The sequence below is a fragment of the Curvibacter sp. T50 genome (assembly GCF_057219955.1).
This window is the reverse complement of the sequence record NZ_JBXVVU010000001.1, coordinates 876,404-901,145: the sequence shown is the minus strand read 5'-3', so window position 1 is coordinate 901,145 and position 24,742 is coordinate 876,404. Positions and strand designations below refer to the sequence as shown.

Genomic DNA, 24,742 nt, shown 5'->3' with positions numbered 1-24,742 from the left:
GCCGATCCCCTGTGACAAATTGATGGCGGCCGAATCGCTCCCGCTCAGTGATGAACGGCGGGGCGCTGGGCCCGTACCAGCAGCCCGGCGATCGGTACGCCGCGCTCCTTGCGCAAAGTGACGGGTTGCGATTCAACGACGAAACCGGCCGCCTCGACCAGTCCCATCACGTAGTCGGCCCGATGGGCGTAGCGCTGTGCCGGCAGCAGCTGGTAGTTGGCCGCCGCATCAGCGGCAGCGGTTTCGATCGAGAAGTAGAACGTGCCGCCTGGCTTGAGCAGCCGCAGCGCATGGGGAAAAATGGATTCCAGGTCGCCGATGTAAATCAGTACATCGAGTGCGGCGAGCACGTCGTACAGGCCGTCGGGGGTTGACGTCAAGGCGTCCTGGACGCTGACCAGGTGAAACTTGTTGTAGACGCCATGCCGTGCTGCCTGGTCGACCATTTTTTCTGACAGGTCCACGCCGACCAGCGCGCCGGAGAGGCGGCCCAGGCAAGCTCCCAGCAATCCGGTGCCGCAACCGAGGTCCAGCACGTTGATGCGCCTGTCGGGGTGCTCTGCGAGGATCCTGTCGGCAACCATGCGCGGGAGCTGGTAGCCCAGCCCCCGCACCAGATGCTCGTCGAAGACCGCTGCCATGCCGTTGAAAACCTGCTCCACCATGCCGGGCGGAAGCTGCGGCGGTGTTTCGCCGCGGGCCAGCGCCTGGAGGTAGGCGTAGGTGGGTTGATCGGGTTCGCGCTGCTGCAGAACACGCAAGTCCTCCAGCGCGTCGCCACCCCGGCCCATTTCGATCAGCAGTCGGGCACGGCCCAGCAAGGCCCGGGAACCGTTCTCGGTCACCGTGGCAAGCTGGTTGAGCGCCGACAAGCTGTCTTCAAACCGGCCCAAAACCTGGTAGTCGTGGGCCAGCATGTCAAGCAACTGCGGGTTTGACGGCGTCAGCGCCAGGGCTTCGTTCAGCCATTGAACCGAGAGGCTGTAGTCGCGCGCCCTGCGGGCAATGTCCACCACACCACCCAGCACGATCGGGTTCGCAGGTTCCAGTGCGTGGACTTTGCGGGCCAGCGCGATGGATTTCTCGCTCTGATCCAGACGTGCGTGCAGCAGTGCCAGTTCCAGAAGGCCGGGTGCCCAGTCAGGCGCCATCTGATTGGCGGTTTCCAGGGCGCGGACGGCTTCGTCGGTGCGGCCGCTTTTTTCGGCCAGCAGCGCCGCGAGCAGCCAGACCCGAGGATCGCGCGGGAATTTCCTGCGTGCGGCGTTGAGTGTTTCGGCGGCGTCGCGAAGACGATTTTCATGCAGCGCAAGACGAGCGGACTGCAAAGCTGCAAGATTGCGATCAATAGGTGCTGCTTGGGTATTCATACCCGGATTATCCTGCGCCCGGGCGGTGATTCAGTCCCGGCAGGCGGTTTGGTACGCCGCGATAACCTGCCCGTGACGATCCCAGACCCAGGCCACCAACTGCAAGCGGTCGGGCTGCGCGCCTTCGGGAATGTTCATGGTTCGGGTTTCGGAGAAAACCGACTTCTTCGTTTTTGATAGCGAGAAGTGACCTTTCCACGCTGGGTAGTGCACATTCCTGACCAGATTTCTGGCCACCGGGCTGCCTTCGGTGCCCGCGGGCAGTGTTTCAATCAACGCAATGGCAATCTGGGCTCCTTCCAGAGCCCGGGGGACGGGGCCGATCCGCAGGCCGATTCCGATGTAACCATTGAGGGCGGGCCCTCGTGCGATCCGCAGCGTCGGCACCGGTCTGCGGGGCAATGTCGCGGACTGGGTGGTGGTGCGCGGCGGTCGATCGAGTCGCAGCGCCTCCAGGCGCTCCGATGCTTCTCGGCGCGCCACGGCCGACAGGGGCGCGTCATCGCCCTGGGTTCCGGGCACCACCCAGTCCAGAACCTGCGTCTCATGCCCTGCGGCGGGTGTCGAAGGATCCGTCCAGCAATCGGCGCAATCGGCTGAGACGAAGCGTTCGAGCCATCGGCCGGCTGCGGGCTGGCCTTCGTTGGTGCAGACCGATTGGGCCGGGGCAAGCGCTGGCAGCAGGACCAGAAGCGCCGCCGTGACGGTTCGGGCCGCCGCAGCCATGCGAACGCCGCGCGATGGGTATTGGCCAGAACCGGGGCAAGAGGGGAGGAGCGGAGATCGGGACATGGTGCTTTCTACAATGCAGCAATGATTTCAGATGTCGCGGTCGGCTCGCCGCTCTTACAGTCGCTCAACCCGGAACAACACCAGGCCGTCACACTGCCTGCGGAGCATGCCCTGATATTGGCTGGGGCGGGTTCGGGCAAAACCCGCGTGCTCACCACCCGCATCGCCTGGCTGCTGCAGACCGGCCAGGTCTCCCCCGGTGGTGTGCTGGCGGTGACCTTCACCAACAAGGCGGCCAGGGAAATGCTCACCCGCCTGGGCGGCATGCTGCCGGTCAACGCCCGCGGCATGTGGATCGGCACCTTTCACGGCCTGTGCAACCGCTTCCTGCGCGCCCACCACAAGCTGGCCGATCTGCCCCAGGCGTTCCAGATTCTGGACACCCAGGACCAGCTCTCGGCCATCAAGCGCCTGTGCAAGCAGTTCAATGTCGATGAAGAGCGCTTCCCGCCCAAGCAGCTGCAGTGGTTCATCGCCGGCAACAAGGAAGACGGCCTGCGCCCGGCCGACGTGCAGGCGCGCGACGAAGAAACCCGCAAGAAGGTGGAGATCTACGCGCTGTACGAGGCCCAGTGCCAGCGCGAGGGCGTGGTGGATTTCGGCGAGCTGATGCTGCGCAGCTATGAGCTGCTGCGCGACAACGACCCGGTGCGCGAGCACTACCGGCGCCGTTTCCGCCACATCCTGATCGACGAATTCCAGGACACGAACCGGCTGCAGTACGCGTGGATCAAGATGATCGCCGGCCTGCCGGGCGAGGGCGGCGGCGCCATCATGGCCGTGGGCGACGACGACCAGAGCATCTACGCCTTCCGCGGCGCGCGGGTGGGCAACATGGCCGACTTCGTGCGCGAATTTGCCGTGGCGCACCAGATCAAGCTGGAGCAGAACTACCGCAGCCACAGCAACATCCTGGATTCGGCCAATGCCCTGATCAGCCACAACAGCCGGCGTCTGGGCAAGAACCTGCGCACCACGCAGGGCGCGGGCGAGCCGGTGCGGGTGTACGAGGCCACCAGCGACCTGGCCGAGGCCCAGTGGCTGGTGGACGAAATCCGCCAGCTGGTCAAGGGCGACGGCCTGGCGCGCAGCGAGATTGCCGTGCTGTACCGCAGCAACGCCCAGAGCCGGGCCATGGAAACCGCGCTGTTCAACGCCGGCGTGCCCTACCGGGTGTATGGCGGCCTGCGCTTTTTCGAGCGCGCCGAGATCAAGCACGCGCTGGCCTACCTGCGCCTGCTGGAGAACCCGCGCGACGACACCAGCTTTTTGCGGGTGGTGAACTTTCCGCCGCGGGGCATCGGCGCTCGCAGCATCGAGCAGCTGCAGGACATCGCCCGCGACACCGGCTGCGCGCTGCACGACGCCGTCAGCGCCGTGCCCGGCAAGGCCGGCGCCAACCTGGGCGCGTTTGTCGCGAAGATCGACGTGCTGCGGGAGCAGACCGCGGGCCTGACGCTGCGCGAGATCATCGAACAGGTGCTGGAGCACAGCGGCCTGGTCGACCACTACAAGGCCGACAAGGAAGGCGCCGACCGGCTGGAAAACCTGGACGAACTGGTCAATGCCGCCGAGAGCTTTGTCACCCAGGAAGGTTTCGGCCGCGACGCGGTGGCGCTGCCGGTGGACGAGCTGGGCGCGCCGCTGACGCAAAGCCCGGTCAGCCAGGGGCTGGACCCGGACGCCCCCCCTGAGGCGCTCGCGCAGGCGCTCGCGCCCGACGCCGAGACCGGTGAAACCCTGTCGCCGCTGGCCGCCTTCCTGACCCACGCGGCGCTGGAGGCCGGCGACAACCAGGCCCAGGCCGGGCAGGACGCGGTGCAGCTGATGACGGTGCACGCCAGCAAGGGGCTGGAATTCGACGCGGTGTTCATCACCGGGCTGGAAGAAGGCCTGTTCCCGCACGAAAACTCGATGAGCGACCGCGACGGGCTGGAGGAAGAGCGCCGCCTGATGTACGTGGCCATCACCCGCGCGCGCCAGCGGCTGTACCTCAGCCACTCGCAGACCCGGCTGCTGCACGGCCAGACCCGGTACAACGTGAAGAGCCGGTTCTTTGACGAGCTGCCCGAAGAGACGCTCAAGTGGCTCACACCGAAAAACCCCGGTTTCGGCACCGGTTCGGCCGGCTTTGGCAGCAGTTACGGCGGTGGCCATGGCAGCGGTTACGGGGCGGGTTTCGGCGCCGGTGCGGGCGGGCGCGGCGGCGCGCGGCCGGCCTGGGGCAACAGCGGCCTGAACAGCGAGAGCTTCAAGAGCCCGCCGGTGCCGGCGCAAAAAGCCGAGCCCGCGCACGGCATCCGGGCCGGCATCGCGGTGTTCCATGCCAAGTTCGGCGAAGGCAAGGTGCTGGCGGTGGAGGGCGCCGGCGACGACGCCCGGGCGCAGGTGAGTTTTCCGCGCCACGGCACCAAGTGGCTGGCGCTGTCGGTGGCCAAGCTCACCCCCATTCCATGAACCCGCTTGCGGACACCCTGCGCCGCCTCTGGCGGCCGCACCGGCCGGCTTTCTGGCTGGTGCTGGTCTTCAACGCCTTGTCGTCCCTGCTGGTGCTGATCATTCAGTTGGCCGATCCGGCACCGGCGGGTCGGTGGGTGCTGGGCTTGTTGGCACTGGGAAATGTGGTCGCCGGCGCCTACTGGCTTGCTCGGCTTTGGCGCGAGGGTAGTCCCTGAGGTCATGCGCCGGGCTGCCCAGGCCCTTGCCCCGATGTCGCCACCGACCGACATGTAAGCAAACTTTTCCCTTGATGCAGTCAATTTCCCGTGCAAAAATGGGATAAGCCCGCTTGCGCGGTGATTCTTGTTTGTCTGAAAGGGTTTATTCATGAAAAAGTCTTACTTGGCCCATGCCGCGCTGGGGGCTGTTGCACTGGCTGTGCTGGCCGCGTGCAGTTCGTCGTCAACGCCGTCGACCGAGCAGGTTCCGACCACCGCCGCGCCGGCCAACCTCGCGTCCACCTTCCGTTACCAGTTGGTCCTGGCCAATGCGCTCAGCGGCGCGGCGATCACCGACACGCTGCAGGTAGAAGTCAAAGGGACTGCGGTCGATGCCGACAAGGTGGTCGATGCCGCCGGCCAAAGCGTCAAGGGGCGTATCCTGACGGTGACCAACGGCCTGCTGGCCCTGGGTGCCGAACTGACGGAAACCACGTCCTTCAGCGTTGTTGCCGGAAACCGCCTGCTGGGGTGGAACGAGTCGGGCAAACAATTCACGCTGGCCACTTCGCGCGCCGGCGACCTCAACGTCACGATTCCGATCGTGAAGGTCGGCACGGCGGCCGATATTGCGGCGGTCAACAGCAGCAGCACCGTGGGTGTTGCCGTTGCTGCCGGTGTTGCGTCGACGACGGGTGGCGCGATCAATGCCACCCAGGTGGCGTCGGTGAACCGCCAGATTTCCACAACAGAAGGCATCACCACCAACACCGGTTCGGCCGGTGTCAGCGTGCCGGCCGGAACACGGGCGCTGAACGCGCAGGGACAGCCGATCACGCCGGTTGGCACGGTGAGCCTCACGGTGACCGCCTATTCGCCGAATACCGAGGGTAGCCTGGAGGCGTTCCCCGGTGGTTTTGCCGCCAACGTCAACGTGCCGGCAGGCAGCCCTGCCGCCAACCTCGGCTCCGGTGCGTCGAACACGTCGGGCGGATCCTTCGTTTCCGGTGGTTTTGCCCAGTTCAACATGACGGACTCGGCGGGCAATGCGCTCAAGACCTTCGACAAGCCGCTGACCTTGACGATCCCCCTGCCGAAATCCACCCGCAATGCCGCCGGAGGCGCCATCGCCGCCGGGGACGATTTCCCGGTGTGGAGCTTCGATGAGGTGACCGGGGTCTGGAAATTCGAAAAAATGGGCAAGGTCCGGGAGAAAACCCCGGTGGATCCGGCCAACTTCGAAGTGGTGTTTGAATCCAATCACTTGTCGTCGTGGAATCTGGACTACTACCAGAATTCCTGTACCACAACGTTCACCTTGAACCGTGGAACGGATACACAACCCCTGCGGGTGGTCATCACCGGCGCCAATGGCTGGAACTTCAGCCGCACCTTGTCAAATGTGACCGATTCCGTGCAGAACCTGTTGCGTTCGCCCGGCGGCTCCCAGCTGAATGTTGCGGTATTCAACAGTGCCGGTGTTCGGGTTGGCGGTACGTCTTCTCCCATCAGCACCTGCTCGACGGGAACCCAGATTCCGCTGACGATCCCCGCCCCGCCGCCGCCGGCCACGGCCGTGGTCAACGTGACCGAGTCCTGTGCCAACGGTACCGGTGGTCTGCGTGGCAGCCCCGCGATGGTGTATGTCTATAACGGCCGCACCTGGACCAGTGGTACCGCCAACCGTCCGACCGGTGCAGCGACCACGGCAGCAGCGACCATTACGCTGGGTAACCAGAGCCTGCCGTCGTCGCCGGTCACCGGAACCGCATACGCCTGGAACCGCTACACCAATCGGTGGGTGACTCAGGCGATCACTCTGACCAATGGTCAGACCACGACGGTGAACTTCAATTTCCCGAACCTGCAGTGCACGACGGGTGGCGCCCCACTCTGATCGGCATCCCGGGGGCCGGGCGCTTGCGCCTGGTTCCCACGAAAAAAAGCCGGCCGCGAGGCCGGCTTTTTTTCGCCCGCTGCGGGGCGCGGCAGGTCAACTGCCGGCGGGTCGATCGGCCGGGTGCCCTTGGCCCGGCTTTTCTTCCATGTACCCTTTGCCGTCCTTGACCCCTTTCTTGCCGGCAATCTGCCAGGCGGTGCGCTGGTTGACCAGGCGGGCGAGGTATTCCAGTTCTTCGTCGGTGTGGTTGATCGCTTTGGCCGGGGTGAGCATGCGGCCGTTGCGGGGCTGGGGCTCGCCCCAGAAGGCCTGGTGGTAGCTTGCCCGGCTGGTGACCGCATCGGCACCGGCACTCATGTCGACAACGCCGTAGCAGTTGCAGAAGTAGCTGCGGTGATTCTGCTGCGGAAAGACCTCGGTGTAGACGCCGGTGCCGCGGATGCCGGCGGTCATGGTGGGGGTGATGATCTGCCGCGCGCCGCCTTTGCCCCAGACGCTGGCGACGGCGCCGGTAACCAGGCGCAGCACGCTGGCCACGTTCAGGCTGCTGCCGCGCTCGACCACCAGGCGGGAGTTCTGCCGCACCAGGAACGACGCGTTGCCGATCACAAAGACCAGGTTGGCGCCCGGCCCGGTTTCCACGCGATCCCCGGTCAGCACCGTCTGATCCGGCAACAGCCGGCTGCCATTGACCTGCACCTCTCCGGTGAGTTCAACCACATTGCCACGCGACTGGGCCACGGCGCCCGCCGCGCCACCGGCGGCGGTCCAGGCCGCAGCGGCCTTCAGAAAGCTGCGGCGCTGAAACCACAGCAGTTCAGAGTCCGTGCGTCCGTACAGTTCATGGTGGCTCATGGGGCATCTCCGGCAGATTCGGGTGTGGCGCCATTGTCGTCGACAAAGCTGTCACGGAAGGTGAAATACAGGGAAGCAAAAAACATGCTGGCCATGATCAGCGCCGTGGGCAGCATGATGGTGCCGATCATTTCGGGCCCGCCCAGCAGACTGCCCAGCGTGGTGACCAGCAGGCCGGCGATCATGAAAACGGCAAGCCAGCCAAAACCATAGACCAGGTAGGCCGGCAGGTTGCGGACAATCGCCACCGAGCTGAAAAAAAGCGACTTCGCCGGTGTGATGCCGTGCCAGTGCACCAACGCCGGCGCGTGCCAGAACATCACGCTCACCGGCAGATACAGCAGCAGGGTCAGCATCATGGACTGCTGAAACGCGGGGGACGTGACCACCGTTTGCATGTCGGCTTCCTTGCCGCCAGCCGGCAGGGGAAAAATCAACCCGGCCACCAGAGTGATCAGCAGGCAGGCGGCGGCATACAGCGCGCCCAGAGTGAGCATGGCACGCAGCCGCTGCTGGCCGGCGCGAAACGCCGAGATCAGGATCGATGGCATCGGAAACTTGCCCCGGCTGGCCTCGGCCGACGCCGCCATCAGCCCCAGTGTGGCGGCCGGCACGATGGCCAGCGCCGCGACCACGCCCACGATCGGCACCAGCCCGAGCACCGACGCGGCGGCCATGTACATGAAAAACAGGCCGGCCATGGCCAGTGGCTGGCCGGCAAAAGTCTTCAGGCCCAGCTTGACCCAGGTCAGGCCGGTGCGCGCGGGAACGATGTTGAGTTTCATGGCGGCGGGGGGGCGGAGGGCGGAGGGCGAGGAAGAGTGCGGCGGTGGCGACGGTCCGTCAGGGCGAAACCGGGTGTGCCACCCGTTCGCGCAGCACGCGCTCGAAGTGGGTGGGGTCGTGGGGCTTGAGCATGCTGGCCTCGCGGGGCAGGAAATAGTCCCACAGTCGCGATACCCAAAAGCGCAACGCGCCCGCCCGCAGCAGCGCGGGCAGCAGGCGCCGCTCGGCCGCGCACAGGGGGCGCACCGTGCCGTAGGCATCCAGCAGGGCGCGCGCCCGCGCGGCATCATGGCGCCCGGTGGGCAGGTCGATACACCAGTCGTTCAGGCACACGGCGATGTCGAACAACCAGGTATCGACCCCGGCGAAGTAGAAGTCGAAAAACCCGGTCAGCCGCTCGCCATCGAACATGACGTTGTCGCGAAACAGGTCGGCATGCACCGGGCCCCGGGGCAGGGCGGCATAGTCGGCACCGTCGGCGATGTGGTTCTGGAAGGCCAGCTCCTGGCGAATCAGGCGGCTTTGGCTCTCGTCCAGATAGGGCAACACCACCGGCACCGTTTCGTTCCACCAGGGCAAGCCGCGCAGGTTGGGCTGCTCGCGGTCATAGTCGCGCCCGGCCAGGTGCATGCGGGCCAGCATCGCGCCGACGGCCGCGCAATGGCCCGGTTGCGGCGCCAGCTGGCTCTTGCCGTCCAGCCGGTTGACGACGGCAGCCGGTTTGCCACAGACGGTGTGCAGGATGTCGCCGTCGCGGTTGGCGGCCGGGTCCGGCACCGGAATGCCGCGGTGGGCCAGGTGTTTCATCAGGTGCAGGTAAAACGGCAGCTGCTGCGCGGTCAGCCGCTCGAACAGCGTCAGCACCCAGTCGCCCTGGTCGGTGGTGGCGAAATAGTTGGTGTTCTCGATGCCGCCTTCAATGCCGCGCAGGCTCTTGAGGGTGCCCAGATTCAGGGCCGTCAGGAGGCGCTGGGCCTCGTCCGGGGAAACTTCGGTGAAAACGGCCATCGGTTGTCAGGCCACTGCGGCCGCGGCAGTGGGGTGCCAGGACCGGTCAGGGCAATAATAATCTGTAAAAAACAATAGCAAGAAGCGACCTTTTCACGCTGGGTATTGGCACTTTTTATCGCTGAAACGCGGGTGCGGAGCCCGGGGCGGACGATCGGCCGTCATTGTAGGGGTGCAAGGCCCCAGGCTGCGGCGGGCCCATGCACAATGCGCCCATGACCGACAAGAAGACCCTGCTGCTGGTGGACGGCTCCAGCTACCTCTACCGCGCGTTCCACGCCATGCCCGACCTGCGCGCCGTGCCGGGCGACCCCGCCAGCCCGGCCACCGGCGCCATCCGCGGCATGATCAACATGATGCAGTCGCTGAAGAAGGACGTGCGCGCCGACTACGCCGCCTGTGTGTTCGACGCCTCCGGCCCGACCTTCCGCGACGCGATCTACCCTGCCTACAAGCAGCAGCGCAGCCCCATGCCCGACGACCTGCGCGCGCAGATTGCGCCCATCCACGAGGTGGTGCGCCTGCTGGGCTGGACGGTGCTGGACGTGCCTGGCGTCGAGGCCGACGACGTGATCGGCACCCTGGCCGTGACGGCGGCCGCGCAGGGGGTGGAGGTGGTCATCTCCAGCGGCGACAAGGACCTGGCCCAGCTGGTGAACGAGCACATCACCATCATCGACACCATGAACGGCAAACGCCGCGACCTGGCCGGTGTGGAGGCCGAATTCGGCGTGCCCGCCCGGCTGATGGTCGATTTCCAGACCCTGGTGGGCGACGCCGTGGACAACGTGCCCGGTGTGGAAAAGGTCGGCCCCAAGACGGCGGCCAAGTGGCTGCAGGAACACGGCTCGCTGGACGCGCTGGTCGCCAGGGCCGACAGCATCAAGGGCGTGGCCGGCGAGAACCTGCGCAAGGCGCTGCCCTGGCTGCCCACCGGCCGGCAGCTGCTGACCATCAAGACCGACTGCGACCTGTCGGGCTGGCTGCCCGCATTGCCTGCTCTCGAATCCATAGCGTTCAGTGACCAGAATACGCTGGGTCTGAAGAATTTTTACGAGAAATTCGGCTTCAAGGGCCTGGCGAAGGCGCTGGGGGGCGGCGAAGGCACCACGTCCGCCCGCGCGGAGCCGGTCGAAGCCCTACGGCACGCTTCGCCGGAGCGGGACCTGTTCTCCGACCCGCTGGCTGAAACCACCGCGCCACCCGCGCCCGCCCGCGACACCCGCTACGACACCGTCCTGACCTGGCCGGACTTCGAGCGCTGGCTGGCGAAGGTCGAAGCCGCCGAGCTGGTGGCGCTGGACACCGAGACCACCTCGCTGGACGAGATGAAGGCCGAGATCGTCGGCATCAGCCTCAGCGTGACCCCGGGCGAGGCCGCCTACATCCCGTTGCGCCACGCCGGGCCGGAGGCGCCCGCGCAGCTGCCCTTTGACGAGGTGCTGGCGCGCCTGAAGCCCTGGCTGGAGGACGCCACGCGCCCCAAGCTGGGCCAGCACGTCAAGTACGACCGGCATGTGTTGGCCAACCACGGCATCGAGGTGCAGGGCTACGCCCACGACACCATGCTGCAAAGCTATGTGCTGGAAGTGCACAAGCCCCACGGCCTGGCCAGCCTGGCCGAGCGTCACCTGGGCCGCAGCGGCATCAGCTATGAAGACCTGTGTGGCAAAGGCGCGCACCAGATTCCGTTTGCCCAGGTGCCGGTGGACAAGGCCGCGCAATACTCCTGCGAAGACGCCGACCAGACGCTGGACGTGCACCGTGCCCTGTGGCCGCAGTTGCTGGCGCAGGACAAGCTGCGCGCCATCTACGAACTGGAGATCGCCAGCAGCGAGGTGCTCTACCGCATCGAGCGCAACGGCGTGCTGATCGACGCGCCCACACTGGCGGCGCAAAGCCACGAGCTGGGCCAGCGCATCCTGGCGCTGGAGCAAGACGCCTACGCCATCGCCGGCCAGCCTTTTAACCTCAGCAGCCCCAAGCAGCTGGGCGAAATCTTCTTCGACAAGCTCGGCCTGCCGGTCATCAAGAAAACCGCCACCGGCGCGCGCAGCACCGACGAAGAGGTGCTGGAAAAGCTGGCCGAAGACTACCCGCTGCCCGCCAAGATCCTGGAGCACCGCTCGCTGTCCAAGCTCAAAGGCACCTACACCGACAAGCTGGCCCAGATGGCGCTGCCGCGCACCGGCCGGGTGCACACCCACTACGCGCAGGCCGTGGCGGTGACCGGGCGCTTGTCCAGCAATGACCCCAACCTGCAGAACATCCCCATCCGCACCGCCGAGGGCCGGCGCGTGCGCGAGGCCTTTGTGCCGCCGGCGGGCTGCGTGATCGCCAGCGCCGACTACAGCCAGATCGAGCTGCGCATCATGGCCCACCTCTCGGGAGACGAAGCCCTGCTGGCCGCGTTCCGCCAGGGGCAGGACGTGCACCGCGCCACCGCGTCGGAAGTGTTTGGCGTGGCGCCGGACCAGGTCAGCAGCGAGCAGCGCCGCTACGCCAAGGTGATCAACTTCGGCCTGATCTACGGCATGAGCAGCTTCGGCCTGGCCAAAAACCTGGGCATCGAAACCAAGGCCGCCGCGGCGTGGATCGACCGCTACTTCCAGCGCTACCCCGGCGTGAAACGCTACATGGACGAGACCCGCGCCCAGGCCAAGGCCCAGGGCTATGTGGAAACCGTGTTCGGCCGCCGCCTGGTGCTGCCCGAAATCAACAGCCCCAACGGCCCCCGCCGCGCCGGCGCCGAACGCGCCGCCATCAACGCCCCGATGCAAGGCACGGCGGCGGACCTGATCAAGAAGGCCATGGTGGCCGTCCAGCACACGCTGGACGACGAACAACGCGCCACGAAGATGATCATGCAGGTGCACGACGAACTGGTGTTCGAAGTGCCCGAGGCCGAGGTGGACTGGCTCAAGACCGAAATTCCCCGCCTGATGGCCGGCGTGGCTGAACTCAGCGTGCCGCTGCTGGCCGAAGTCGGCGTGGGGGCGAACTGGGAGGCGGCGCATTGAGGGGCTTGCGACGCCGCGGGCTGATGCGGGTTTCCCCCTGCCCAACTGCGGGAACCTTGCTCCCGACAGGGTCTCATTAGTAAAGGGCCGGCGATCGGGCTTGCGGGCGCGATCATCGGTTCGTTCTTTTTCCCTCACCCATTCAGGAGACACCATGCTGCGCACCGATCAACATGCCGATTTCAACGCCCTGCTGCCCGGCACCACCACCGAAGCCGGCCCGTCGCGCCGCACGGCGCTGAAAGCGGCGCTGGGCGTGGGCTATGCGGCGTCCGCGCTGCCCATCATGGCGCAGACGGCGATCAAGACGCCGGCCGACGGGCTGACGGCGGGGGAGGTGACCATCGACGTCAATGGCTTCAAGATGCCGGCCTACCGGGCCGCGCCGGCGGGCAAGACCGGGCTGCCGGTGGTGCTGGTGCTGTCGGAGATTTTTGGCGTGCATGAATACATTGCCGATACCGCGCGGCGGTTCGCGCGGGCGGGCTACCTGGCCATTGCGCCCGAGCTGTTTGTCCGCCAGGGCGATGCGCAAAGCTATGGCGAGATGGCCAAACTGATCGCCGAGGTAATCTCCAAGGTGCCCGACGAGCAAGTGCTGGGCGATCTGGATGCCACCGTGAAATGGGCGGCCGCGAATGGCGGCAATGCAGCCAAACTGGGCGTGACCGGCTTTTGCTGGGGTGGGCGTCAGACCTGGCTGTATGCGGCGCACAACCCGGCGGTGAAGGCGGGGGTGGCCTGGTACGGCCGCCTGGTCGGTGCGCAGAGCCCGTTGAACCCGCGTCACCCGGTGGATGTCGCGGCCCGGCTGAACGGCCCGGTGCTGGGCCTGTATGGGGCCGCTGATACCGGTATCCCGCTTGACACGGTCGATAAGATGAAAGCGGCACTGGCGGCCGGCAACGCGGCGGCCAAGGCGTCACAGTTTGTGGTGTACCCTGACGCGCCGCACGCCTTTCATGCCGACTATCGCCCGAGCTTCCGCAAAGAACCGGCCGAAGACGGCTGGAAGCGGGCCCTGGCCTGGTTTGCGCAGCACGGCGTGGCCTGATTCCACCGGATTCAGCCGCACGGGCCGCCTTCGGGCGGCTTTTTGGTCTTTTTGAAGGTTTTTTGGCCGATACCCAGCGGTATCTGGTCGCCTTCAGCTACGTTATTGATAGTGTTTCAGGCGGAATTGTGGACCTTTTGCGTTGACAGAGCCGGACGAATCCGGACAATCTCGCGTCAAAAAATCGGGTTCCAGGGAGGAAACGCATGAAAAAGTGGGCCATCGCCTTTCTGGGCGCAGCCATTGTGGCGTTGGGCCTGTCGTTTTGGTTCAGCAACGCGCGGGTACAGATCCAAGGGCCCTCGGCGTTGGCAGTGATGGATGATGGCAGTGTCTGGCTGTCGGTCGACCATGAGTTGTGGCGTCTGTCGCCCGAAGGGCAGCTTCTGGAGAGGCTGAGCGTCGCGCAGTTGGGAATCGCCGGGCGTGTAGGTGCGCTGGTTCGCGACCCGGCCGGTCGCCTTGCACTGGGCATTCGTGACGTCGAAACCCTGGCCCTGTTCGACCCCTCGACCCGGCGTGTGACCGGCAGCATTCGGCCGCAGTGGCCTGATTCACTGGCCCGTCACGGCAGCCGGGCCATTTACTTTGCCTTCGCGGCCGATGGCCGCCTGGCTATTGCGACCGGGGGCGGCCATGCGGTGGCGCTGTTCGGGCCCGATGGTCGCTACATCGCGCGCACGGCGCCCGGCCTGTACGAATTCACCAATGGGTTGTGGTGGGCCGGCGATACGCTGTGGACGACCAACACGAATGCCTTCACGCTGGTGGCGCTGACGACACCGGAACTGGCGCCGCGCCAGCAGCTGCGCTTGCCGTCGGGGCTTGGAGGCAGTTTTCTCGCCATGGCGCAGCCCTCGCGCGGCACGCCGCGCGACAGTGGGACGGAAGACGCGCCGCTGGCGTCGCTGGTGCGTTTTGGCGGCGACATGCGTCGGGGGCGCATCGTCGATGTGTTCGCCGATGGAACCGAACGTGAATTCGAGGGCTCGGCTGGCATGGAGGTCCGCGACCTCGCGTGGCAGGGCCGGGTCCTGCTGGCGGTCGACGGCGCACCGTTTGCGCTACGCCGCTTCGGCGCCGACGGCAAGGCGCTGGCGCCTTTCGGCGACGCAGCGTTTGTCAAGGCTTTGGCCGAGTTGCAACACGCCAAAGACCGCTACCGGCTGGCCTACCTGCTGGCGCTGGGGTCTGCCCTGGTGCTGTTTGGTGCTGGATTTGTGCTGGCGCTGGTGCAACAAAAACGCGAGCGCCGGGCTCGCGGGGAACGGATTCTGTCGGCCGCCGAATGCGGTATGCCGCCGGCGACCTGGCAGACCCAGCTGCTCTCTGCGGGCGTGTTCGGTGCCGTCGTGATGCTGTTGCTGGCGCTTTTGGCGGTGACCGCGCTCGTATCGGGCTCGCCGCTGGCGCTCGCCGGGGTTGCCTTGCTGGTGGCGCCGTGGCTGACCGGACGCGCCGTAGCATGGCTGGCCCGGAGGCCGGACATGGAGCCGATTCTTAACCACGCCGGCCTGCAGCGCCTGCCGTCGCCCGGCCTTGCCGCCACGTTGGAGCCCCAGGAGCGGGTACGTGAGGTGATCATGCTGATGCGCAGCATGAATGGCCAACTGCTGGTGTTGACGACGCAACGGCTCCTTTTGTTCGGAGCCAACAAGCTGGAAGTGCAACTGAGGCAATCTCTGGCACTCGATGGGCTTGGGCGGGTGTCCCTGCGCCGGGCGTCGAAAGCATCGGCCGGGTGGCGTGTGCTGGCGTGGATTTCCGCGGCACAGGCCTACTTGCGGGTCACCGATCGCGCCGGCCAGGTCTTTGCCGAGGGCTTGTCCCACTCGCCTCGCACCGCCCGTCGAGTGGCCGAACTGCTGTCGATGCGACGGCCCCGGGCGGGTGGGGTGGGGGCCGATCGGGTTGAAGACCCCACCCCCGGGCCGTCGTCCGTGAGGGGTCCGACCGCTGGGACGGTCGCCGCGCGAGGTGACTGGCGACCAGTGCTCGCGTCGCTGCTGCTACCCGGGCTGGGCCAGTGGATGCAGGGACGCGGACGCAGTGCCCTGTTGTTTTTTATTCCTGCAGCGTTCGTGGCGGTCGGGGGGGTCATCCCGCTGGTCTGGACACTGGCCGGACCGCGTGCGGCGGTGGACCCGTCGATGGCGCTGCAGGTGGTGGGCGTCCAGGCGCTGGTGGCTTTGCTGTCCGCTTGGGACAGCTGGAACCTGCGCAAGCCCTAAGATGACGCCTTTTCCGGCCGTCCGGCATTTGGATGGCACCGCCGGTGCGCCGGGTGGGGTGGCAGAAGCTCCGGAATCGAATTCCCTGTACAAAATGGCCGATACCTACAAGAAATCGGTCTTCTAAAGCTATGGCATTAATAGCGATTCTGGTCGGCACCCTGGTGGCCGGCATTGGCAGTGTGTGGCTGGCGGCGCTGCTGAGCTTTGGCGCGCTGGCGCGCTACACGCAGCACATGCTCAGTCTGGCCGCGGGTGCGCTGCTGGCGACCGCGTTCATGCATTTGTTGCCCGAGGCGTTCGAGAGCCAGGCGGGTGCGCACGATCTTTTTCTGGTGCTGCTGGTGGGGCTGGTGTTCTTTTTCCTGCTGGACAAGGCCGAGCTGTGGCATCACGGCCATGAGCACCACCATGGGCCCGCGCCGCGCCACCCTGCGCACGACCACGCGCACGCTCACGGTGACGCACACGACCCTGTGCACGCCCATCACCATGCCGGGCAGCACGCCCATGTCCACGCCCATGTCCACGCCCTGGCGCCGGACGGCCGGTCAACCCACGGTCACCGCCCCGGCAGCTGGGCGGTGCTGGCCGGCGACAGCGTGCACTGCTTTGGCGACGGCATTCTGATCGCGTCGGCCTTTGTGGCGGATCTGCGCCTGGGGGTGATTGCGGCGCTGGCCGTGCTGGCGCACGAGGTGCCGCACCATATGGGGGACCTGGTCGTGTTGCGCGGCGGCAGTGGCGGCGACCGGCGCATGGCCGTGGTCAAGGTGTCCCTGGCCGGTGCGGTGACCGCGCTGGGCGGGCTGGTGGGCTATGCCCTGGTGGGGCAGTTGCACGACTGGCTGCCGTATTTTCTGGTGGTGGCCAGCAGCAGCTTCATCTATGTGGCGCTGGCCGATCTGATTCCGCAGCTGCAAAAGCGCCTGACCACCCGCGAAACCGCCGCGCAGGTGGCCTGGCTGGTGGCGGGCATTGCTCTGGTGACCGTGGTCAGCGGACTGGCGCACAGCCATTGAGCCGTGCAGCCAGGTACGGTGCGGATGGCGGTGGCCCGCGCCGTGCCTTGCGCCGGCTCAGTTCACCATCACCAGCTTGCCCATGACCCCGCGTGAGCCCATGTGGGCGTAAGCGGCTTTCAGCTCGCTCATGGGCATGGTGCGGTCGATCACCGGTTTGACCTTGCCTTCGCCATACCAGCGGGCCAGCTCCATCATCATCGCGGCGTTGGCCTGGGGCTCGCGGCGGGCGAAATCGCCCCAGAACACCCCGACGATGGACGCACCCTTGAGCAGCGCCAGGTTCAGGGGCAGGGACGGGATCGGGCCGCTGGCAAAGCCCACCACCAGGTAGCGGCCGCGCCAGGCGATGGAGCGGAAGGCCGGCTCGGCAAAGTCGCCGCCCACCGGGTCGTAGATCACGTCCGGGCCTTTGCCGTCGGTCAATGCCTTGAGCGCGTCGCGCAGGTTTTCGCGGCTGTAGTTGATGGTGGCGTCGGCGCCGATGCGGGCGCACAGCGCGCACTTATCGTCGGTGGAGGCGGCGGCGATCACTTTTGCGCCGGCTGCCTTGGCGATCTGGATGGCGGCGGTGCCCACGCCGCCGGCCGCGCCCAGCACCAGCACGGTTTCACCGGCCGTGAGCTGCGCACGGTCCACCAGCGCGTGGTGGCTGGTGGCGTAGATCATGATGAAGGCAGCGGCGTCCACGGCCGGAAAACCGGGTGGCAGCGGCATGCACAGCGCCGCCTTGGCCAGCGTGTGGGTGCCAAAGCCGCCAGTGCCCGACAGGCAGGCCACCCGCTGGCCCACCGCCAGGCCCTTCACGCCGTCACCCACCGCCTCGATGACACCGGCGTATTCCGAGCCGGGGACGAACGGCAGGGGCGGCTTCATCTGGTATTTGTTCTGCACGATCAGCAGATCCGGGAAGTTCAGGCTGGCCGCTTCGATGCGGATCAGCACCTCGCCGGCGCCCGGCGCGGGCGTGGGCAGTTCTTTCCAGGTCAGGGCGTCGACGCCCACGGGGTTTTCGCAAAGCCAAGCGTGCACGGGCCAGTCTCCAGCAGAGGGTGAAAAAGGGCCGCATGATAGGGCGCGGCCCATGGGCGGCAATGTCCCCTGCGGGACCAAACGACGGCGCGGGCGCGCGCTTCTACAATGGGCCGCTTCCCGTGGCGGCATTTATTCATGAAGATTCTGATCTGCAATGACGACGGCTACCAGGCGCCAGGCATCGTGGCGCTTTATGAGGCCCTGAAACCCCTTGGGGATGTCGAGGTGGTGGCGCCGGAGCACAACAACAGCGCCAAGTCCAACGCGCTGACGCTCAATGCGCCGCTGTATGTGCACCGGGCGGCCAACGGCTTCCGCTACGTCAACGGTACCCCGGCGGACTGTGTGCACATTGCGCTGACCGGCCTGCTGGGCTATCGGCCCGATCTGGTGGTCAGCGGCATCAACAACGGCGCCAACATGGGTGACGACACCATCTATTCCGGCACCGTGGGCGCGGCGATGGAGGGTTACCTGTTCGGCATTCCGGCGATCGCGTTTTCTCAGATTGAAAAAGGCTGGGCGCATATCGACGCCGCCGCGGCCAAGGCGCGTGAACTGGTGCAGCAGTGTGCGGCCGGCGGCTTGATCGGCCGCGCGCCCTGGCTGCTGAATGTGAACATTCCCAATCTGCCGCTGGAGCAGATCCGGCCGCTGAAGGTGGTTCGGCTGGGCCGGCGCCATGCCGCCGAGCCGGTGATCACCCAGGTCAGTCCGCGCGGTGAGACCATGTACTGGATCGGTGCCGCCGGCCCGGCGCTGGACGAAGCGGAAGGCACCGACTTCCATGCCAGCGATCACGGCCATGTGGTGATGACCCCGCTGAAGGTCGATCTGACCGATCACGACCGGCTGGCCTGGTGGGCGCAGGCGGCCGCTGCGCTGCAGACCGGCGGGCAGGGCGGGGCATGACGGCGCGCCGCCCCGGTTTTCCGGCACGGCTCGATCTGCAGTCCGGGCGGCCGCGTCCGGCGACGCCAGCCGGTGGTGCGGTGCCGCAGCGCGGGGCTGCCGCCCCGTCCGCTTCAGTGCACAAGCCCGCATCGACCGCTGCCGTGGGCCGGGTGTTGCCGGCGCCCGTCGCTTTGGCGATACCGCGAGGGCTGGGCATGGACTCGGCGGCCGTGCGCAACCGCATGGTGCAGAAAATCGCTGCCGGTGGCATTGACGACGCTGCGGTGCTGGCCGCGTTGCAGGCCGTGGAGCGGCACCGGTTTGTTGACTCCGCGCTGGTCAATCAGGCCTATGAAGACACCAGCCTGCCGATCGGGCTGGAGCAGACCATTTCCAAACCCAGTGTCGTCGCGCGGATGTTGTCGCTGTTGCGCGCCGGTCTGGTGACGGGGGATGGGCCCATGGGCGGCCGGCTGCTTGAGATTGGCACCGGCTGCGGCTATCAGGCTGCGGTGATGAGCCACCTGGCGACAGAGGTCTACAGCATCGAGCGCTTGCGTGGCCTGCACGAGCGCGCGCGCGAGAACCTGCGCCCGTTCCGGCTGGCCAATGTGCATCTGATTTTCGGTGACGGCATGGCGGGCTTTGCCCAGGGTGCCCCCTACGCCGGCATTGTGGCGGCGGCCGGCGGCGAGGCGGTGCCGCAGGCCTGGCTGGACCAGCTGGCCGTGGGCGGACGTCTGGTGGCGCCGCTGGTCACGGCGACCGGGCAACAGGCGCTGGTGGTGATCGATCGGCAGGCCCAGGGATTCAGCCGCCGGGTGCTGGAGGCGGTGCATTTTGTCCCCCTAAAATCCGGCATCGCATGAAGGGACTGGACCGTATGACAACAAGCAAGCCGGGATTTGGGGTGCGCTTTGGCGCCGTGGTGCTGCTGGCAGTAGTGCTGGCCGCCTGCTCCAGCCCCACCCGCAACCGCGCGCCGGTGGAAGAGCGTGCCCCGACCACGCGCACCCCCGCCGGGGCGGTTGCCGCCCCGGTTGGCGCACCCGCCGGAGCAGCGGCAACACCCGCCGGATCCGCCCTGGCGGGCGCCGAGGCGCCGCCGCGATTGCCGCCCGGTGCCGAAAACGCCGGCAAGCCCGGTTACTACACCGTGCGTCCCGGCGATACCCTGATCCGCATCGGGCTGGAAACCGGCCAGAATTGGCGCGACATTGTGCGCTGGAACAATCTGGACAACCCGAACCTGATCGAAGTTGGGCAGGTGTTGCGCGTGGCTCGCCCCACCGGCAACGAGCCTTCGGTGGCCGCAGTGGCCACCGCCCCGGGGGTCGAGGGGGGCGTGGTGACCCGGCCGGTGGCGCCACCAGCGGCGGTGGCGTCCGGTGCCTTGCCCGCGCCGGCCACCCGCCCGGCGAGCGCGCCGGCAACGGCTGCGGCGCCCGCCACCGCCACTGCTGCGGCTCCGGCGCCGGCGCCGGCGTCATCCGCTGCGGCGGGCGAGGACGAGCCCGGTTTCATCTGGCCGGCAGCGGGCACGGTGGTGGCCCCGTTTGACGATCCGCGCAACAAGGGCATCGGTATTGCCGGCAAAGCGGGCGACGCGGTCGTCGCTTCCGCCGATGGAAGGGTGGTCTACGCGGGCGCCGGGTTGCGCGGATACGGCAATCTCATCATCCTCAAGCACAACAACACCTACCTCACGGCCTACGCCCACAACCAGACGCTGCTGGTCAAGGAAGACCAGACCGTGCGCAAAGGTCAGAAGATCGCCGAGATGGGCAGCTCTGACGCAGACCGCGTCAAGCTGCATTTCGAGGTGCGGCGCCAGGGCAAGCCGGTCGACCCGCTCAAGCACCTGCCGACGCGCTGAGGGGCGCGCCGGGCTTGGCCGGGGCGGGGCGGGGCGCCAGGGGACATTCGCTTTTTCGCGAGGGCTTCAGCGCCCGCGCAGGGCGGCTTCCCGCGCCTCGGTCACGGCCTGGGCGAGGTCGATCACCGCCATCGCGTAATAGCTGCTCCAGTTGTAGCGGGTCAGGGCGTAGAAATTTTCGGTACCGGCGACGTAGCTGGGTGGTGCCGCACCGTTTTGCAGCTCGATCAGCGCCAGCGGGCCGGTGTGGCTCAGGGCCGGCCCTTCGAGCACGGCGCCCAGGCTCTGGAAACGGTCCACACTGAAGCTGGGCAGGATGTCGGGCGCCAGCAGGGTGTCCAGATTCAGGCGGCTGTCGTCAAATCGTACGGGGTAGTGGGTCGGCATGCCGGTGATCCAGTTGAAGCCCTGGAAATATGCGGCCACCGAGCCAATGGCATCCGCCGGGCTGTTCCACAGATCGATCTTGCCGTCGCCATCGAAGTCGGTCGCGTAGCGCACCCAGCTGGAGGGCATGAACTGGGGCAGACCCATGGCGCCGGCGTAGCTTCCGCGGGGCTCCAGCGGGTCCATGCCGGACCGGTGGCACAGGCTGAGGAATTGCTCCAGTTCATCGCGAAAAAAGGCCTGGCGCGCCGCAGCCCGGGGATGGGCCTGCGGGAAGTCGAACGCCAGAGTGGCCAGCGCGTCGATGACGCGGAAGTTGCCGGTCTGGCGGCCGTACAGGGTCTCGACGCCGATGATGCCTACGACCACGGCGGCGGGCACACCGTATTGCGCCTCGGCCCGGGCCAGGGTGTCCTGGTGGGCCTGCCAGAAGGCGCTACCGGCCTGGATGCGCACCGGGTCAATGAACCGGCTGCGGTAGGCCGCCCAGTTCTTGGCGGTGCCGACGGGGGGCGGCAGGACCAGGCGGGTGATGACCGGCTGTTTGCGCGCCGATGCCAGGGCCCGGCGTACCCAGTCGGGGTCCAGACTGCGGCGGCTGGCCAGGTCGTCCGCCAGGGCCATGACCTCGGCGCGGCTGGCATACGGCACCCCCGTATCGGCCCGAAGCGGCTGTGTCGCCTTGGGGCGGGCCTTTTTAGCGGGTTTTTTGTCAACAGCCAGCGTGGAAAGGTGAGTTGATGCTATCAAAAACGCAGTAACCAAAGGCAGGCTGCGGAGCAGACGAGAAATCATGGCGTGAGACGGGGCAGTTGGCGGAAGGCCTGTTCCAGTGCGGAAAGTTGCTCGCGATGGGGGGTGGCGGGCGCGTAGCGGTAACGGTCCATGCGGTCGAGCCACGTGGCCCAGGCCGCTGCGCGCTGGGCATCGATCGGGGCGACAGCCTCCGCGGGCGCAGGGGTGACCGCGTCGGCCCGTGGGGTCAGGCGGCGCGCGATCTCGCGCGGGGGGCATTGCGGGGGCAGGCTCAGTCCGCTCTTGCGCAGTTGCGCGCTGGCGCGCGCCAGAAGCCGCAACCAGGGGTCGTGCCGGCTGCGTTCCCAGCGGGCCCAGACCACACCGACCAGTGCGGCCAGGGCCAGCAGTCCCGCCAGCACCTTGCCCAGGTCCTGCCAGCTCGGTGATTCGAAGCCGATGTTGCGCAGCAGATCGAGCTGGCGGCTTTGGCTGTAGTTCAGCACCCACTGGTTCCAGCGGTTGTTGACCGCCTCCCAGGTGGCCCGCAGTTGCTGGGCCAGGCCCGGGCTCAATGTGGCGATGGCTCCGCCGATGACGCCCTGGGGCGCCACCAGCCGTTCGAACGCGCCGGTGCGCCCCGGGGCAACCGCACTGGTCGGGTCGACCCGCACCCAGCCCTGGCCGGCGAGCCAGACCTCGGCCCAGGCGTGCGCATCGCTCTGGCGGATGGTCCAGTAGCCGTCGATCGGGTTGATCTGTCCACCCTGGTAACCGGTGACCACCCGGGCGGGGATGTCCAGCGCCCGCATCAGGATGACAAACGCGGAGGCAATGTGTTCGCAGAAGCCGGCCCGGGTGTCGAACCAGAATTCGTCGGCACTGTGGATGCCGGTGACGCCCGGTTCCAGGGTGTACGTGTAGCCGCCCGTGCGCAATCGATCCAGGACGCGGCGAACGATGGCGGCGGGGTTGTCCCCCGCAGCGGCGGCTTCCCGGCGGATATCGAGCGCGAGCTGCAGGGTCCGCGGATTGAAGCCACTGGGCAGCTCCAGTTCGTCGAGCAGGCGCGGCTGTGTCGCCCGGTCGGACATGACCGGGCCGTAGGCGAACTGGGGATGGCTCTCGCCCCGGTAACGCAGGATGTCGGTGACCGGGCGCGAGACCATCCATTGCAGATCGCGGGTTTGTGTCGCGACCAGACCGCCGGGTAGCTGGGGGGGCTGGCTGGCTGCTTCGAGCAGGAAAATCCACGGGCGGCTGCTTGGCTCCAGCGTGACTTCATAGCGCACGGCCGGGCCCTGCAGGCGCAGTCCGGCTGCGGGACTGTCAGGGCCGTAGCGCCAGGGCTCATCCCGGCGTGGTTGCCACTCGCGCCCGTCGAACCGCGACAGCACCGGGCCGCGGAAGTAGAGGTCACTCTGCGCGGGCGGGGGGCCGTCGAACCGCAGGCGCATGGCGATGGTCTCATCCAGGGCCAGCTTGGCGATGGTGCCCACCTGCATGCTGGCCGACAGGCCACTGCGACCCGTCAATGCATCACCTGGTATGCCCCACAGCGGCGCCAGGCGCGGGAACAGGGCGAACAGGACGGCCATGATCGGAGCGCCCAACAGGGCCATGCGACCGGCAACGCGGATCGACCGGATCAGCGGCGGCCGGCCCACCGGCATGTGGGCATTGACCACCGCCGCCAGCAAACCCAGCAGGGCAACGAGCATGGCCGCGGCGGTCAGCAGGGATTGCGAGAAGAAAAAGTTGGTGAGCATCGTGAAGAAGCCCAGAAAGAAGATCACGAAGGCGTCGCGCCGCGCGCGCAGCTCCAGGGTCTTGAGCGCCAGCAGGACCACGATCAGCGTCACGCCGGCATCGCGTCCCAGCACCGTCCGGTGCGTGGCGACTGTGGCCGCGATGGTCACCACCAGCAATGCCAGGAGCCACCAGCGCCCCGGCAGGGGCCGGGCCTGCCAGGCCAGCCAGCCGCGCCAGGTCAGCATGGTCGCCGCCAGCGCGACACACCAGACCGGCAGGTTTGGCACCTGCGGCAGGACCACCCAGGCAATGACGCCCAGCAGGAACAAGGTGTCGCGTGTGTCGCGGGGCAGCGCGTGGAGACGGTTCAGCACAGTGCCAGTGCCTCCAGGCAGCGCAGCCGGTGGGCGGTGCCGGTGTCCGGGCGGATTTCGCGGCCGGGCAGTCGCAGGCCATAGGCCTGGCCCAGCCGGTCGGCCAGCAACACCCAGGCGCACAGGCGCGACAGCCGCGCTTCGATGTCGGAGACCCCCGTGCCGGTGAAATCCAGCCACAGTTCGTGATACTGGCTGGCCTGCTGATCGCGGCTGACCAGTTCCTGCGAGCGGGCGAATTTCTTCCAGACGACCAGTTTGACCGGGTCGCCGCGCTGATAGGCGCGTACGCCGTCGAATTCGCCGCTGCTCTGGCGGCGGCTGGCCGCACCACCGCCGGCGCGGGCTTCGCCGGGTGGCAGAGGTGGCGGCCGCAGTTCGGCGCGCGGGTAGACCAGGATCGGGCTGGCCGGTCGCCATACCGTCCAGACCCGGAAGGTCCCGAGCGGATAGCGTGTTTCAGCGGTCAGTGTGGGCACGGGCTGCAGACCGCGCCGCTGCGGGGTGAAGGCAACCTGCACCGTGGCGCTGCCCTGGCCGGGAACATCGACCCAGGCCCAGCGGTCGCTGCCGACCACGGCCAGACCGATGGCCGGGCGGTCGCCCGGTCGTTCACTGCTGAGCCGCAGTTCCAGGGGTGAGGCGGTGCCTGCAAAGGCAGGTGCCGGCGGCGTCATGTGCAAGACCAGCCCACGCAGGTTGTTGTGGCACACATGCATTCCCACCACCGCGCTGCCGGCCAGCAGGAAGGTCAGCAGGTAGCCCAGATTGAGCTGGTAGTTGATCGAGCCGACCAGCAACACGGCCAGGGTCAGTGCCAGCATGAATCCCGGCCGGGTCGGCAGGATGTAGACGTTGCGCTGCGTCAGCGTCAGGGTATCGGTGCGACGCAGTCGCGATTCGAACCACTGCTGCATCCGCTGCCGCACGGGCACGAAAGGCCGCCAGCGTGGGCCGGCCAGCGGGGGATCGACAGGCGCGTTGTCCGACATCG

19 protein-coding genes are annotated in these 24,742 nt (G+C 67.3%); 10 read left to right on the top strand and 9 right to left on the bottom strand.

The genetic code is table 11. The features are described from left to right. Positions 1–44: 44 nt before the first annotated feature. Together AC2EBU_RS04255 and AC2EBU_RS04250 are read right to left on the bottom strand one after the other, a co-directional pair. Entirely contained in the window at positions 45–1,370 is a 1,326-nt protein-coding gene (locus tag AC2EBU_RS04255; RefSeq protein WP_484609128.1) for a methyltransferase domain-containing protein, read from the bottom strand. 30 nt (positions 1,371–1,400) lie between these two features. Then, positions 1,401–2,096, bottom strand: a complete 696-nt coding sequence (locus tag AC2EBU_RS04250) for a hypothetical protein (protein ID WP_484609127.1) — start codon at positions 2,094–2,096, stop codon at positions 1,401–1,403. Positions 2,097–2,183: 87 nt separating this feature from the next. On the opposite strand from AC2EBU_RS04250, the gene AC2EBU_RS04245 reads away from it, so the two are divergent. From AC2EBU_RS04245 to AC2EBU_RS04235, 3 genes are all read left to right on the top strand, one after another. Then, positions 2,184–4,619 carry a UvrD-helicase domain-containing protein gene (locus AC2EBU_RS04245; protein WP_484609126.1) on the top strand — a complete coding sequence of 812 codons (2,436 nt, stop codon included), beginning with the start codon at positions 2,184–2,186 and terminating at the stop codon, positions 4,617–4,619. Next, complete coding sequence (locus AC2EBU_RS04240; protein ID WP_484609125.1) at positions 4,616–4,837, top strand: hypothetical protein; 222 nt, start codon at positions 4,616–4,618, stop codon at positions 4,835–4,837. The genes AC2EBU_RS04245 and AC2EBU_RS04240 overlap by 4 nt, the downstream gene beginning before the upstream one ends. A 151-nt stretch (positions 4,838–4,988) precedes the next feature. Beyond that, entirely contained in the window at positions 4,989–6,716 is a 1,728-nt protein-coding gene (locus AC2EBU_RS04235; protein ID WP_484609124.1) for a hypothetical protein, read from the top strand. Positions 6,717–6,812: 96 nt separating this feature from the next. Here the strand turns inward: AC2EBU_RS04235 and AC2EBU_RS04230 are convergent, their stop codons facing one another. The 3 genes from AC2EBU_RS04230 to AC2EBU_RS04220 are packed head-to-tail and all read right to left on the bottom strand — an operon-like array spanning position 6,813 to position 9,368. Beyond that, complete coding sequence (locus tag AC2EBU_RS04230; RefSeq protein ID WP_484609123.1) at positions 6,813–7,574, bottom strand: FecR family protein; 762 nt, start codon at positions 7,572–7,574, stop codon at positions 6,813–6,815. Next, the gene (locus AC2EBU_RS04225) at positions 7,571–8,359 is read right to left on the bottom strand and encodes a BPSS1780 family membrane protein (protein WP_484609122.1); all 789 of its coding nucleotides are present in this window, start codon (positions 8,357–8,359) and stop codon (positions 7,571–7,573) included. Before AC2EBU_RS04225 ends, AC2EBU_RS04230 begins: the two co-directional genes overlap by 4 nt. Before the next feature lie 58 nt (positions 8,360–8,417). After that, positions 8,418–9,368 (bottom strand): homoserine kinase, encoded by a 951-nt coding sequence (locus AC2EBU_RS04220; protein ID WP_484609121.1) that lies wholly within the window; start codon positions 9,366–9,368, stop codon positions 8,418–8,420. A 215-nt stretch (positions 9,369–9,583) separates the two neighbouring features. Between AC2EBU_RS04220 and polA the strand changes: the two genes are divergently transcribed. The 4 genes from polA (at position 9,584) to AC2EBU_RS04200 (ending at position 16,695) form a co-directional block, all read left to right on the top strand. Continuing rightward, a complete protein-coding gene (gene polA / locus AC2EBU_RS04215) occupies positions 9,584–12,388 on the top strand; it encodes a DNA polymerase I (protein ID WP_484609120.1) in 2,805 nt (934 codons plus the stop codon). A 154-nt stretch (positions 12,389–12,542) separates the two neighbouring features. Continuing rightward, a complete protein-coding gene (locus AC2EBU_RS04210; protein ID WP_484609119.1) occupies positions 12,543–13,442 on the top strand; it encodes a dienelactone hydrolase family protein in 900 nt (299 codons plus the stop codon). A gap of 206 nt (positions 13,443–13,648) precedes the next feature. After that, the gene (locus AC2EBU_RS04205) at positions 13,649–15,673 is read left to right on the top strand and encodes an SMP-30/gluconolactonase/LRE family protein (protein ID WP_484609118.1); all 2,025 of its coding nucleotides are present in this window, start codon (positions 13,649–13,651) and stop codon (positions 15,671–15,673) included. Positions 15,674–15,804: 131 nt separating this feature from the next. Then, the gene (locus AC2EBU_RS04200; protein WP_484609117.1) at positions 15,805–16,695 is read left to right on the top strand and encodes a ZIP family metal transporter; all 891 of its coding nucleotides are present in this window, start codon (positions 15,805–15,807) and stop codon (positions 16,693–16,695) included. Between the two features lie 57 nt (positions 16,696–16,752). Here AC2EBU_RS04200 and AC2EBU_RS04195 read toward each other — a convergent pair whose 3' ends face one another. Then, positions 16,753–17,727 carry an NADPH:quinone oxidoreductase family protein gene (locus tag AC2EBU_RS04195; protein ID WP_484609116.1) on the bottom strand — a complete coding sequence of 325 codons (975 nt, stop codon included), beginning with the start codon at positions 17,725–17,727 and terminating at the stop codon, positions 16,753–16,755. A gap of 138 nt (positions 17,728–17,865) precedes the next feature. Between AC2EBU_RS04195 and surE the strand changes: the two genes are divergently transcribed. From surE to AC2EBU_RS04180, 3 genes are read left to right on the top strand one after another with little or no spacing between them, the layout of a single operon-like run. After that, positions 17,866–18,642, top strand: coding sequence for a 5'/3'-nucleotidase SurE (gene surE / locus AC2EBU_RS04190; RefSeq protein ID WP_484609115.1), 777 nt, complete (start codon positions 17,866–17,868; stop codon positions 18,640–18,642). After that, complete coding sequence (locus tag AC2EBU_RS04185) at positions 18,639–19,493, top strand: protein-L-isoaspartate(D-aspartate) O-methyltransferase (protein WP_484609114.1); 855 nt, start codon at positions 18,639–18,641, stop codon at positions 19,491–19,493. The genes surE and AC2EBU_RS04185 overlap by 4 nt, the downstream gene beginning before the upstream one ends. Before the next feature lie 14 nt (positions 19,494–19,507). Beyond that, entirely contained in the window at positions 19,508–20,500 is a 993-nt protein-coding gene (locus tag AC2EBU_RS04180; protein WP_484609113.1) for a peptidoglycan DD-metalloendopeptidase family protein, read from the top strand. A gap of 66 nt (positions 20,501–20,566) precedes the next feature. Here the strand turns inward: AC2EBU_RS04180 and mltB are convergent, their stop codons facing one another. The 3 genes from mltB to AC2EBU_RS04165 are packed head-to-tail and all read right to left on the bottom strand — an operon-like array spanning position 20,567 to position 24,740. Next, positions 20,567–21,682, bottom strand: a complete 1,116-nt coding sequence (mltB, locus tag AC2EBU_RS04175; RefSeq protein WP_484609112.1) for a lytic murein transglycosylase B — start codon at positions 21,680–21,682, stop codon at positions 20,567–20,569. Further along, the gene (locus AC2EBU_RS04170; RefSeq protein WP_484609111.1) at positions 21,679–23,748 is read right to left on the bottom strand and encodes a transglutaminase TgpA family protein; all 2,070 of its coding nucleotides are present in this window, start codon (positions 23,746–23,748) and stop codon (positions 21,679–21,681) included. Before AC2EBU_RS04170 ends, mltB begins: the two co-directional genes overlap by 4 nt. After that, positions 23,742–24,740 carry a DUF58 domain-containing protein gene (locus tag AC2EBU_RS04165; protein WP_484609110.1) on the bottom strand — a complete coding sequence of 333 codons (999 nt, stop codon included), beginning with the start codon at positions 24,738–24,740 and terminating at the stop codon, positions 23,742–23,744. Before AC2EBU_RS04165 ends, AC2EBU_RS04170 begins: the two co-directional genes overlap by 7 nt. Positions 24,741–24,742 lie beyond the last annotated feature (2 nt).

Bases quoted from the DNA above. Each gene is read 5' to 3' on its own strand.
- AC2EBU_RS04255 (WP_484609128.1), bottom strand. From the start codon at position 1,370: ATGAATACCCAAGCAGCACCTATTGATCGCAATCTTGCAGCTTTGCAG.
- AC2EBU_RS04250 (WP_484609127.1), bottom strand. From the start codon at position 2,096: ATGGCTGCGGCGGCCCGAACCGTCACGGCGGCGCTTCTGGTCCTGCTG.
- AC2EBU_RS04245 (WP_484609126.1), top strand. From the start codon at position 2,184: ATGATTTCAGATGTCGCGGTCGGCTCGCCGCTCTTACAGTCGCTCAAC.
- AC2EBU_RS04240 (WP_484609125.1), top strand. From the start codon at position 4,616: ATGAACCCGCTTGCGGACACCCTGCGCCGCCTCTGGCGGCCGCACCGG.
- AC2EBU_RS04235 (WP_484609124.1), top strand. From the start codon at position 4,989: ATGAAAAAGTCTTACTTGGCCCATGCCGCGCTGGGGGCTGTTGCACTG.
- AC2EBU_RS04230 (WP_484609123.1), bottom strand. From the start codon at position 7,574: ATGAGCCACCATGAACTGTACGGACGCACGGACTCTGAACTGCTGTGG.
- AC2EBU_RS04225 (WP_484609122.1), bottom strand. From the start codon at position 8,359: ATGAAACTCAACATCGTTCCCGCGCGCACCGGCCTGACCTGGGTCAAG.
- AC2EBU_RS04220 (WP_484609121.1), bottom strand. From the start codon at position 9,368: ATGGCCGTTTTCACCGAAGTTTCCCCGGACGAGGCCCAGCGCCTCCTG.
- polA (WP_484609120.1), top strand. From the start codon at position 9,584: ATGACCGACAAGAAGACCCTGCTGCTGGTGGACGGCTCCAGCTACCTC.
- AC2EBU_RS04210 (WP_484609119.1), top strand. From the start codon at position 12,543: ATGCTGCGCACCGATCAACATGCCGATTTCAACGCCCTGCTGCCCGGC.
- AC2EBU_RS04205 (WP_484609118.1), top strand. From the start codon at position 13,649: ATGAAAAAGTGGGCCATCGCCTTTCTGGGCGCAGCCATTGTGGCGTTG.
- AC2EBU_RS04200 (WP_484609117.1), top strand. From the start codon at position 15,805: ATGGCATTAATAGCGATTCTGGTCGGCACCCTGGTGGCCGGCATTGGC.
- surE (WP_484609115.1), top strand. From the start codon at position 17,866: ATGAAGATTCTGATCTGCAATGACGACGGCTACCAGGCGCCAGGCATC.
- AC2EBU_RS04185 (WP_484609114.1), top strand. From the start codon at position 18,639: ATGACGGCGCGCCGCCCCGGTTTTCCGGCACGGCTCGATCTGCAGTCC.
- AC2EBU_RS04180 (WP_484609113.1), top strand. From the start codon at position 19,508: ATGACAACAAGCAAGCCGGGATTTGGGGTGCGCTTTGGCGCCGTGGTG.
- mltB (WP_484609112.1), bottom strand. From the start codon at position 21,682: ATGATTTCTCGTCTGCTCCGCAGCCTGCCTTTGGTTACTGCGTTTTTG.
- AC2EBU_RS04165 (WP_484609110.1), bottom strand. From the start codon at position 24,740: ATGTCGGACAACGCGCCTGTCGATCCCCCGCTGGCCGGCCCACGCTGG.